The sequence below is a fragment of the Subtercola sp. Z020 genome (assembly GCF_002931235.1).
GTDB lineage: Bacteria > Actinomycetota > Actinomycetes > Actinomycetales > Microbacteriaceae > Subtercola.
Window position 1 is genome coordinate 159,470 of sequence record NZ_PSTT01000009.1, and the last position, 10,772, is coordinate 170,241.

Sequence of the window (10,772 nt, forward strand, 5' to 3'; positions counted from 1 at the left end):
AGCACCCGAACACCGCAGCACCCGAACACCGAACGCAAGACCACAGAACAGAGAGGTTCTGACATGACAGCAGTGCAGAAAGTGGCGATCGCCGGCAGCGGGGCGGCCGCGCTCGCGACCGCCATCCGACTCGCCGAAGCAGGCGTCGAGGTCGACGTCTTCGAGCTGAAGGCCGAACTGAGCACCGTCGGTTCGGGCATCACACTGCAGGGCAACGCGCTGCGGGTCTTCGACTCGCTCGGGGTCTGGCCGCGCATCCGCGAACTCGGCTACCCCTTCGACGGCCTGAGCATCCGCGCTCCCGGCCCGGGCGCCCCGGTCATCGCGGATCTTCCGGAGGTGCAGACCGGCGGGCCCGACTACCCGGCGGCCATGGGGATGTACCGGCCCGACCTCAACCGCGTGCTGCTCGAACGGGCCGAGGAGGTCGGCGTGGGCATCCACTTCGCCGCACCGGTGACGGGAGTCGAGCAGCGCGGAGACGACGCCGTCGAGGTCTGGGTGAACGGCGAGTCGGCCGGAACCTACGACCTGCTCATCGGAGCCGACGGCGTGCACTCGAGCGTTCGCGACATGATCGGCATCGACACGAAGCCCGAACGCACCGGCATGGGCATCTGGCGGGCCTTCGTCTCGCGCCCGGCCGAGGTCGAGCACAGCGAGCTGTACTACGGCGGCCCCGCCTACATCGCCGGCTACACGCCCACCGGCGAGAACACGATGTACGCCTTTCTCGTCGAGGCATCGCAGGACAGGGCCGGCATCTCGAGCGAGGAGGCCGCCCGCATCATGCACGAGCAGTCACTCGCATACCAGGGGCCGTGGGAGTCGATCCGTCACGACCTCGAGGGCCCGGATGCACGGGTCAACTACACCTGGTTCACCTCGCACATCGTTCCGGCCCCGTGGAACCGCGGCCGTGTCGTGATCATCGGCGACGCCGCGCACAGCTGCCCGCCCACGATCGCGCAGGGCGCCGCGCAGGCGCTCGAAGACGCCTCCGTGCTGAGTGAACTGCTCGTCGCGGCCGACGTTCTCGACGAATCGCTCTGGAACACCTTCCACGCGCGCCGCCTGCCGCGCGCGCAGGCGGTGGTCGAGGCATCCGTTCAACTCGGCACGTGGCAGCTCGAACACGACAGGGATGCAGACGCACCGGGCCTGATCTTCGGCATCGCGCGCCAGATGGCGGAACTCGCATGACCACCGACGTTCACGCCCACGTGCTGCTTCCGGCGCTGCAGGATGCGGTCGAGGCGCGCGCGCCCGAGCAGTTCGCCGCTGCCCAGCAGCTCGAGGCCCGGCGCAACGGGCCTGCCAGTCTCGCGGCCTCCGGTGCCATGATCCGCGAGCGGTTCGGTCGCCTCACCGATCTGGGTGCCCGGTTGGCGGCGATGGATGCCCAGCAGGTCGATCGGCAGTGGGTCAGTGCCTCGCCCAGCCACTTCTATCCCTGGGCCGACGAGCACCTGGCGGTGTGGATCGCCGCCGAGGCCAACCGTCTGGTGGCCGAGCACGTCGCAGGGGCCCCTGATCGGCTCACCGGTCTCGGTGTCGTGCCGCTGCAGCATCCGGCCCGCACCGTGGAGGCCCTCGACGATGCGGTGCTCGGCCATGGTCTGGCCGGGGTCGAGATCTCGTCGTTCGCCGGCGATGTCGAGCTGTCGGACGAGCGGCTCGAACCGTTCTGGGCGCGCGCCGAGGAGCTGGGTGCGATCGTCTTCCTGCACCCGTTCGGCTGCAGCCTCGATGAGCGGCTCGACCGCTTCTACCTCTCGAACACCGTCGGCCAGCCCGTCGAGAACGCCGTCGCCCTCTCGCACCTGATCTTCTCGGGCGTGCTCGACAGGCACCCCGGGCTGCGCATCGTGGCCGCGCACGGCGGCGGCTACCTGCCGACGGCGATCGGCCGCTCCGACCACGCCTGGCGGGTGCGGCCCGAGGCCCACGGCTGCCTGAACGAACCGTCGAGCTACCTGCGACACATCTGGTTCGACACCGTCGTGCACGATGCGGCGGGCCTCGCACACCTGGTCGAGGTCGCCGGGGCTTCGCAGGTGGTGCTCGGCAGCGACTTTCCGTTCGACATGGGCTCGGAGGACCCGGTGGCGTTCGTGCGTTCGGCCGGTCTCGACGACGAGGTGCTGCAGCGGGTGCTGGCGGGCAACGCCGAGCAGCTGCTGGCGGGGCAGGCGCAAGCGCAGGCACAGTCGAAGGTGCAGTCGCAGTCGCAGTCGCATTCGCAGGGCGCCGGGGTCGCTCCGTGAGAATCGCGCGCTGGCAGGCTGCCGACGGCGACCCTGAAGAGGGCTTCGTCGTCGGAACGCGCGTCGTGCCGTTCCCGGGTGGCGAGACGGTGGCGTCGGTGCTGCGCGGGGGCCTGCGGCACGCCGCGCAGCTGTTCGAGCAGGTCGGCGGCAAGACGGATGCCGCGCCGGGGCCCGACGCGCAGCCCGACCCTTCGGCGGGGCGGCCGCTGGCCGAGGTGCAGCTTCTCGCCCCCCTCGTGCCGGCGAGCATCCGTGACTTCGTGGCCTTCGAAGAGCATGTCGAGGGCGTGAGCGCCTCCGTCGACGGCAAGAGCGAGGTGGTGCCGGAATGGTACGAGGCCCCGACCTTCTACTTCACGAACCCGCACACCGTGCTCGGGCCGGGCGCCCCGGTGAGTCCGCCGGTGACAGAGCGGCTCGACTTCGAACTCGAGGTCGCCGCGGTGATCGGTGGGGCGGGCGGCACGAACCTCACGCCCGACGAGGGTGAGCGCGCGATCTTCGGGTACACGGTGATGAACGACTGGTCGGCCCGCGACGTCCAGTCACGGGAGATGAAGGTGCGCCTGGGGCCGGCCAAGGGGAAGGACTTCGGTACGAGCCTCGGGCCCTGGATCGTCACGGCGGACGAGCTCGCCACCCACCGCGATGACGACGGCTTTCTGGCCGTGCATGCCGACGTGCGGGTCAACGGGGTGCTGGTCGGCGACGACCTGGTGTCGAACATGGGCTGGCCCTTCGGTGAGCTGGTGGCCTACGCCTCCCGCAACTCGCGCATCGTCGCCGGTGACGTTCTCGGCTCAGGCACGACGGGCAACGGTGGATGCCTCGCCGAGCTCTGGGGCCGGCGCGGGGAGCTGATCCCGCCGCCCCTGGCTGAGGGCGACGTCGTGCGCATGACCGTGGAGGGGATCGGCGAACTGGAATCGGTCGTCGGAGCTGCAACGGTCGCCCCGGCCATCCCGCGCGCCCGGGAGCGCAGCCGCGCCCGCTCGAGGGCCGACTCCGCCGCCAATCCCGGTGCTGTCGCACCCGCGGCCGACGTTCCGGGCGACCGGCCGCGATGACCTACCCGGGCCTTGCGGGGCGGATGGTCGTGGTGACCGGCGCCGCCGGGGGGCAGGGGGCGGCCGAGGCGCTGCTGCTCGCCGCATCCGGAGCCCGCGTCGTTGCGGTCGACCTGCAGGCACAGGTGCCGGAGGTCTTCGCGGCCGGCGATCGGAGCGACCCGTCAGGACCGCCAGTGAGCTACCGACGGCTCGACGTCACCGACGAAGACGCCTGGCAGCGGTTGGCGCGTGACCTCGCGGCCGAACTGCAGGGGAATCCGCTGCGGGCGCTGGTCAACAATGCGGGAATCACCCATCGCGCCCGGCTCGGGGAGACCCGTCGCGACGACTGGGACCGGGTTCTGGCGGTGAACCTGACGGGACCGATGCTCGGCATGCAGGCGCTCGCTCCGCTGATGGGGCCCGGCTCGTCGATCCTGAACATCGGGTCGTCTGCGGCGCTGACCGCGCACTACACCGCCGCCTACACGGCGTCGAAGTGGGGGCTGCGTGGGCTCACCCAGGTGGCGGCCACCGAGTACGGGCCCCGCGGAATACGGGTCAACGCCCTGCACCCCGGTTTCATCGAGACCGAGATGACCCGCGGGGCGCCGCCGGCGATGCGTGAGGCACAACTCACCTTGACTCCGCTGGAACGTCTCGGCCGGGTCGAGGAGGTGGCCGAGCTCGCCGCGTTTCTCTGCTCGGATGCCGCTGCATACATCGCGGGGGCGGAGATCCCGGTCGACGGCGGCTTCGCCTCGGCCGGCGGTTCGAAGTACATGAGCGACAGCATCCGTGACGCCTCGACCAGCGCCGCTTTGCGACCCACTTTGGTTGCAATGTTACATAAGCTCGACTAGACTGGCGGAGACGCAGGGGCTTCCAGCCCGTTCTTCGGGGTGACGATGCTCCGGGGGCACAAAGGGTCGCGTCGATGGCCCGATCTCTCGGGTGCTCAGAACACCTATGGAACTCTCCCCGCTGCGACTCCGCTTCCTCGTCGTCTCGCTGCTCACCGTCTCGTTCATCGGCGCCCTCGACAACACGGTCGTCTCCACCTCACTGGCCACCATCGCCGGCGATCTCGGCGCGTTGCAGCACCTCGGCTGGGTGATCGTCGGCTACACCCTCGCCAGCACGGTGACGCTGCCCATCATCGGGAAGCTCGGCGACCTCTTCGGGCCGCGCACCGTCTTCCTGTGCTCGCTCGTCGTCTTCCTCGCCGCGTCCCTGGCCTGCGGGCTCGCGTCGAGCATGGCGTGGCTCATCGTCGCCCGGGTCGTGCAGGGCATGAGTTCGGCGGGCCTGCAGCTGATGTCGCAGACGATCATCGCGCGGGTGACGTCGCCGCGCGAGCGCCCGCGCCTGATGGCGATCATCGGTGCGGCCTTTCCCATCGCGATCCTCGTCGGCCCGGTGCTCGGTGGTCTCATCACCGACTACTGGGGCTGGCCCTGGATCTTCTGGATCAACCTGCCGATCGGCGTCGCCGCCTTCGCGCTCGCCGTCTTCGCCGTGCCCCACATCGCCGCGGGGGCCAGGGCGCGCTTCGACTTCGCCGGAGCCGCGACCCTCACCGTCGCCCTCACTGCGCTCGTTCTGGCCGTCACCTGGGTCGGCGACCCCGTGCTCGGCATGTCGGCGACGCTGGCGTTCGTCGTCTCGGCGATCGCTTTCGCCGCGTTCTTCGTGGTCGAGTTCCGCGTCGACGAACCGCTGGTACCGCTCCGGGTCTTCGCCAATCGCACCGTCGCGGCCGGTACGGCGATCTCGGCCATCATCGGCGTCGGGCTGTTCTCGATCACATCGTACCTGCCGACCTACTTCCAGATGAGCTACGGGCTGAGCGCGACGGCGTCGGGCCTGGTCCCCATCGCGACGGTGTTCGGGATGCTCGTGAGCAACCTGCTCACCGGCTGGCTCGCCAGCCGCACCGGGCACTACCGGCCCTTCCCGATCGTCGGCACGGCGCTCGGCGCCGGCGGACTGCTCGTGATGTCGCAGCTGCCGAGTGGAGCGCCGCTGTGGGTTCCGATGGTCGTGATGGCCGTGGTCGGTGTGGGCACCGGCGCCTTCATGAGCCTGATCATCGCCGTCGTGCAGAGCGCCGTGCCGACGAGCGAGACGGGCAGCATCACGTCGACGGTCAACCTCGTGCGCCAGGTCGGTTCGACCGTGGCGACCGCGGTCATCGGCGGAGTGATCGGCTTCGGGGTGGCTGCGCTGCTCCCTGTCGGTCTCGATGCGTCGACCCTCACCCCGCAGCTCGTGCAGGGTTCCGGCCCTGCGGTGCAGGCTGAGGTCGCCACCATCTACCACGACGTCTTCTCGCCCGTCTTCCTCGCCCTCGCCATCACCTACGGGGTCGGCATCGTCGCCAGCGTTCTGCTGCCGAAGGGCCGCCTCTCTGCCGACCGGGTCGCCGAACCCGAGCGCCTCGCCGTCTGAACCATCCGCATGCACCGAAGGAGCACCCCATGACGCACCAGCCCACCATCGCCGTCGTCGGCAGCGGCCCGATCGGCGCCGCCTATGCGCGGCTGCTGCTCGAGAACCTGCCCGACGCGCACGTGACCATGTTCGAGGCGGGGCCGCAGCTGACGGCCACGCCCGGCGAGAGCGTGCGCAACATCCCCGACCCCGACGAGAAGGAGCACGCGCGCGAGATGTCGCAGGGGCCGCAGGCCGGCAGCCTGCGCGAAGAGCTCGGCATTCCGCTCGCCCCCGTCGTCGAGGGCATGTTCACCGCTCGGCAGGGAACCCACCTGCTCGACTTCGGCGGGCAGGGTTCGGCCCATTCCGAGACTTTCCCGGCCGGCGCGGCGTCGACGAACGTGGGCGGCATGGCCGCGCACTGGACCTGTGCGACGCCGCGACCGGCCTTCAGCGAGAAGATCCCGTTCATCGACGACGCCGAGTGGAACGGCCTGATCGAGGTAGCCGAGAAGCTCCTGCACGTTCAGAGCGCCGCCTTCGCCGACTCCGCCATCGGCGGTGCGATCAGAACGCTTCTCGACGAGGAGTTCGGCGACGAGCTGCCCGACGGCTACGGACCGAGCACCCTGCCTGTCGCGGGTGACCCGCAGCCCGACGGCTCGATGCGCTGGGCCGGCTCCGACGTGGTGCTCGGCGAGCTCATCGAACCGGGTTCCGAGCTCTCGAAGCGGTTCACCCTGAAAGACCTCTCCCTGGTGCGCCGCGTCGAACACGACGGCACCCGCATCACCGGCGTCACGGTCGAAGACCTCCGGAGTGGCCAGACCTCCTTCTTCGAGGCCGACCTCGTCGTCGTCGCCGCAGACGCCTTCCGGTCGCCCCAGCTGCTCTGGGCCTCCGGAATCCGCCCCCGTGCCCTCGGCCACTACCTCACCGAGCATCCGGTGGTCATCTCCACCGTCGCCCTCGACGAAGACCGCATGGCTCGCCTGGCCACCGAGGAACAGCTGGCCGAAGAACTGGCGCGGCGGGCGCTGAACCCTGTCGACCCGGTGGCGGCGGTCAACCGCATCCCGTTCTCCGAACCCGACCACCCCTTCTCGCTGCAGGTGATGTACTCGGAGACGACCCCGTTCCCGATGCCGCCCGGTGCCCCCTACTCCGACAACCGGTGGGGGTATGTGAACATGGGCTATGGAATGCGCAAGCAGCCCCGGTTCGAAGACGGCGTCACCTTCGACGACAGCGAACCCGACTACCGGGGATTCCCGAACATGAGGGTGACCTACGCGCTCACTCCGGCAGAAGACGCCGAGATCGCCGAGGGCACGGCGCGACTGCGGCGGGCGGGTGAGGCGCTCGGGCACTTCGTCGCCGAACCGCGGCTGCTTCCGGCGGGGTCGAGCCTGCACTACCAGGGCACGATGCGCATGGGGCTCGCCGACGATGGAACGTCGGTCGCCGACCCCTGGTCGCGAGTCTGGGGCTACGACAACCTCGTGGTCGGCGGCAATGCGCTCATTCCGACGGCCACGGCGATGAACCCGACGCTGATGAGCGTCGCCATCGCGGTGCGCGGTGCCCGGGCGGCCGCCGAGCGGCTCGCCGCCGCCGAGTACGCAGAGGCCTGAGAGCGGAATGCCGGCGGGCGCATCGGCTGAGGGCGGCACGCCCGCTCCAGAGGAGACCCTGCAGGGCGCGCCCCTGCAGGGCGCGCCCCAGCGCCTGCACCGCAACATCGCGCTGCTGGTCGCCGCCACGCTCTTCATGGAGAATCTCGACGGCACCATTCTGACGACGGCGGCGCCCAGCATCGGCGAATCGTTCGGTGTTCTTTCCTTCGAGATCGGCGTGGCCATCACGGCCTACCTGCTCACCGTCGCCGTTCTGATCCCGCTGAGCGGATGGATCGCCGCGCGGTTCGGCACAAAACAGGTGTTCCTGGCGGCGATCGTGGTCTTCACTGTCGCCTCCGTGCTCTGCGCCGCGAGTGGCACCCTGCTCGAGCTGACGGCGAGCCGGGTGCTGCAGGGGGTCGGCGGGGCCCTGATGGTTCCGGTCGGCCGGCTCGCCGTGCTCCGGATGACCGGCCGGAGCGACCTGGTGCGCACGATCGCGCTGCTCACCTGGCCCGCGCTCATCGCGCCCGTTCTCGCGCCGCTGGCCGGCGGCCTGCTCGTGACGTTCGCCTCGTGGCACTGGATCTTTCTGATCAACGTGCCGCTCGGTGTGGCGGCCTTCGTCGTGGCGGCGCGCATCCTCCCCGTCGAGCCCCGGGTCGCCGCCCCGCCGCTGGACGGAGTGGGAGCCCTGCTGACGGCGGCTGCGCTGGCGGCGCTCGTCGTGCTCGGCTCGGCTCTCGCCTCCCGTGGCACCGAGATCGCGGTCATCGTCGCGCTCGGGGGTGCTGCCGTCGTGCTCTGCGCCTGGTCGATCCGGCATCTCGCCCGAACGAAGCACCCCCTGCTCCAGGCGGGGATGCTGCGCATCGAGACGTTCCGGCAGTCGCACGGTCTCGGGTCGATCTTCCGGGTCACCATCAGCGCCATGCCGTTCCTGCTGCCGCTGCTCTTCCAGGACGCCTTCGGGTACTCACCGGTTGTCGCCGGCGCGCTGGTGCTCTTCGTCTTCGTCGGCAACATCGCGGTGAAGCCCTTCACGACCCCTCTGCTCCGCCGGTTCGGGTTCCGCACGGTTCTCGTCTCCGCGACATCCGGAGCCGCCCTCAGCATGGTGCTCTGCGCGTTCATCACCAGGGACACCCCGCTCGTGGTGGTCGCCCTGCTGCTGACGTTCAGCGGTGTGGCCCGGTCGGTGGGGTTCACCGCCTACAACACGATCGCCTTCGCCGACATCGATGCCCCGGCCATGTCGGCGGCCAACACGCTCTCGTCGACGCTGCAACAGGTCGCCGTGGGCCTCGGTGTCGCGGTCGGCGCCGTCGCCCTGCGCGCGGGGCAGGTCTTCGCCGACACGACGGGTGCGTTCTCCTTCAGTTTCGTGGCGATGGGTGCCCTGACCCTGCTCGCCGTCGTCTCGGCCTGGCGGCTCTCCGCCGGTGCGGGGCAGAACATCCGACCCGCGCCGCGGCTGCCGAAGGCGGCCAGGCGGTGACGGCCGTCGACGAGCTGCGGGCGATGGCCGCCATCGTTCTGGCGATCTCGCTGCCGGTCGCGCTGGTGCTGTTCGCGGTCTGGAACGCGACCCGCCCGGCGCCGCCGTCGCCGTCGGGCTCGGGCCCGAACCTGGCAGCGTCAGCCCCGGCGGCAGCGTCGACCCCGTACGACGACTCCTCCGCCGGCCGGGTCGGCACCGGCCGCCTGCTGGCCTGGGTGGGCGGCTGCAGCCTCGCTGCGACCGCCGTGCTGCTTCTGCTCGCCTGACCTCATCCCTCGCCCGTTCCCGGCGAGCGGTGAGTGGCCCTGCCAGGGCATGGTTCGCCGGCGAACCCGGCGGTAGCCTCGCCCTGCTGCGGCATGCGCCGCGCAGACGGAAGGGTGAGCAGATGCCAGACGAACCGACGATCGCTCTCGATGTCGCCTACGGGGCCGTCGACGGAGTGCCCCTGCTGCTCGACGTGTACAGCGGCAGCGAAGCTCCGGATGCCGCCGGCGCGCGCGCCGCCATCATCCTCGTGCACGGCGGCGGCTGGTTCCGGGGCGACAAGAGCAAGGAGCACTCGCTCGCCTCGAAGCTCGTCGACGCGGGCTACATCGTCTTCGTGCCCAACTACCGCGAGGCTCCGGATGCGACGTTCCCGGCCAGCCGCACCGACGTACTCACGGCGGCGCAGTGGGCGCTCGCCTCCGAGTACGCGTTCGACCGCAGCAGGCTCGCCTTCTTCGGCGGATCGGCGGGCGGCAACCTGGTCGTCGAGGCCAGCATCGCCACGGGGCGCCCGGCTGTCAGCTGGTCGGGGATGTTCGATCTGCTCGGCATCGTCGAGGCCACCGACGGTCTTCCGGCGACGCCGACCACGCAGAACCTGAACGCGATGAAGAGCGCCGACATCAACCAGACCGGGCGAGACGACGCGTTCCTGCGCTGGACCATCCTCAACGAGGTGGGCGGTGACCGCGGCCTGCTGTCAGCGGCGTCGACCACGCGCCACGCGTCTGCCCAGGCCGGCCCGGTGTTCTTCGCGAACTCCCTGAACGAGTTCGTGCCGGTCAGCGACGCCCAGGCGATGCAGGCCGCGCTCGCCGCGGTCGGCGTGGCCAGCACCCTGCAGCTGATTCCCGGCACCCGGCACGCGGAGGGCTACACCGAGGTGGCCCTCGATCCGTCGCTGGCCTTCCTGCGGTCGGTCCTGTCGCGAGGCACCGCGTGACCGACGGCCCCGAAGCCGACCCGCTTCCGACCGCCGACGAAGCGCTCGACGCCCTGGCCGACCGGGCGGGCGCGTTCTACAGTGCGCTGATGAACGAACACTTCGTTCTCGAATCGGCGCGCGGAATCACCGTGAACGAGTCCAGCAGCCGGGCGTCGCTGTACCTGACGACGCTCTCGAGCTCTCTGGTCGCCTTCGGTTTTCTCGCGCAGACCGCCTACGCGCTCGGCTTTCTGACGGTCATCATCCCGGTGATCTTCCTACTCGGCATCTTCACCTACGAGAGGCTCGTCGAGACCTCCCTCGAAGACGTCGCTGCGCTCGAAGGGATCCAACGCATCCGCGCCGTCTATGCGCGCACCCTGCCGGGCGCGGCCGCATACTTTCCCCGCCCGACCGGGCCGCACGGTCCGAACGAGATGCTCCCGATCGGTCGGCGGCCGTCGTGGGTCGGCGTGTTCTTCACGACCGCCACGGCCATCGCGGTGGTGAACTCCCTCGTCGCCGGGGCGGGTGTCGCCATCCTCGTCGTGCAGGCGACCGAGCAGGCCACGCCGTCGATTCTGATCGGGCTCGGCACGGCCGCGCTGCTGGCCGTTCTGCACGGCCTCTACCAGGAGTACCGGTACGAGGCGCTCCGGCGGTTCCTGCACGAGGGACGGTCGAAGGGGCGCTGAGGTCGCC

10 protein-coding genes are annotated in these 10,772 nt (G+C 70.4%); all 10 read left to right on the top strand.

What is annotated here, in order from left to right:
* Window positions 1-63: 63 nt before the first annotated feature.
* Complete coding sequence (locus tag C5B96_RS01645; protein ID WP_104242276.1) at window positions 64-1,203, top strand: FAD-dependent monooxygenase; 1,140 nt, start codon at window positions 64-66, stop codon at window positions 1,201-1,203.
* The gene (locus tag C5B96_RS01650; RefSeq protein WP_104242278.1) at window positions 1,200-2,267 is read left to right on the top strand and encodes an amidohydrolase family protein; all 1,068 of its coding nucleotides are present in this window, start codon (window positions 1,200-1,202) and stop codon (window positions 2,265-2,267) included. The genes C5B96_RS01645 and C5B96_RS01650 overlap by 4 nt, the downstream gene beginning before the upstream one ends.
* Window positions 2,264-3,337: a fumarylacetoacetate hydrolase family protein gene (locus C5B96_RS01655; protein ID WP_104242280.1), complete on the top strand. Its 1,074-nt coding sequence runs from the start codon at window positions 2,264-2,266 to the stop codon at window positions 3,335-3,337. Before C5B96_RS01650 ends, C5B96_RS01655 begins: the two co-directional genes overlap by 4 nt.
* Window positions 3,334-4,182, top strand: a complete 849-nt coding sequence (locus C5B96_RS01660) for an SDR family NAD(P)-dependent oxidoreductase (RefSeq protein WP_104242282.1) — start codon at window positions 3,334-3,336, stop codon at window positions 4,180-4,182. Before C5B96_RS01655 ends, C5B96_RS01660 begins: the two co-directional genes overlap by 4 nt.
* 106 nt (window positions 4,183-4,288) lie before the next feature.
* Window positions 4,289-5,770 carry an MFS transporter gene (locus C5B96_RS01665; RefSeq protein WP_104242284.1) on the top strand — a complete coding sequence of 494 codons (1,482 nt, stop codon included), beginning with the start codon at window positions 4,289-4,291 and terminating at the stop codon, window positions 5,768-5,770.
* Between the two features lie 29 nt (window positions 5,771-5,799).
* A complete protein-coding gene (locus C5B96_RS01670) occupies window positions 5,800-7,389 on the top strand; it encodes a GMC oxidoreductase (RefSeq protein WP_104242286.1) in 1,590 nt (529 codons plus the stop codon).
* 7 nt (window positions 7,390-7,396) lie between these two features.
* Window positions 7,397-8,872 carry an MFS transporter gene (locus C5B96_RS01675; RefSeq protein ID WP_104242288.1) on the top strand — a complete coding sequence of 492 codons (1,476 nt, stop codon included), beginning with the start codon at window positions 7,397-7,399 and terminating at the stop codon, window positions 8,870-8,872.
* Window positions 8,869-9,141 (top strand): hypothetical protein, encoded by a 273-nt coding sequence (locus C5B96_RS01680; RefSeq protein WP_104242289.1) that lies wholly within the window; start codon window positions 8,869-8,871, stop codon window positions 9,139-9,141. Before C5B96_RS01675 ends, C5B96_RS01680 begins: the two co-directional genes overlap by 4 nt.
* A 122-nt stretch (window positions 9,142-9,263) precedes the next feature.
* Window positions 9,264-10,088, top strand: a complete 825-nt coding sequence (locus tag C5B96_RS01685; protein ID WP_104242291.1) for an alpha/beta hydrolase — start codon at window positions 9,264-9,266, stop codon at window positions 10,086-10,088.
* Window positions 10,085-10,765 (top strand): hypothetical protein, encoded by a 681-nt coding sequence (locus C5B96_RS01690; RefSeq protein ID WP_104242293.1) that lies wholly within the window; start codon window positions 10,085-10,087, stop codon window positions 10,763-10,765. Before C5B96_RS01685 ends, C5B96_RS01690 begins: the two co-directional genes overlap by 4 nt.
* Window positions 10,766-10,772 lie beyond the last annotated feature (7 nt).

Bases quoted from the DNA above. Each gene is read 5' to 3' on its own strand.
- C5B96_RS01645 (WP_104242276.1), top strand. From the start codon at position 64: ATGACAGCAGTGCAGAAAGTGGCGATCGCCGGCAGCGGGGCGGCCGCG.
- C5B96_RS01650 (WP_104242278.1), top strand. From the start codon at position 1,200: ATGACCACCGACGTTCACGCCCACGTGCTGCTTCCGGCGCTGCAGGAT.
- C5B96_RS01660 (WP_104242282.1), top strand. From the start codon at position 3,334: ATGACCTACCCGGGCCTTGCGGGGCGGATGGTCGTGGTGACCGGCGCC.
- C5B96_RS01665 (WP_104242284.1), top strand. From the start codon at position 4,289: ATGGAACTCTCCCCGCTGCGACTCCGCTTCCTCGTCGTCTCGCTGCTC.
- C5B96_RS01670 (WP_104242286.1), top strand. From the start codon at position 5,800: ATGACGCACCAGCCCACCATCGCCGTCGTCGGCAGCGGCCCGATCGGC.
- C5B96_RS01675 (WP_104242288.1), top strand. From the start codon at position 7,397: ATGCCGGCGGGCGCATCGGCTGAGGGCGGCACGCCCGCTCCAGAGGAG.
- C5B96_RS01685 (WP_104242291.1), top strand. From the start codon at position 9,264: ATGCCAGACGAACCGACGATCGCTCTCGATGTCGCCTACGGGGCCGTC.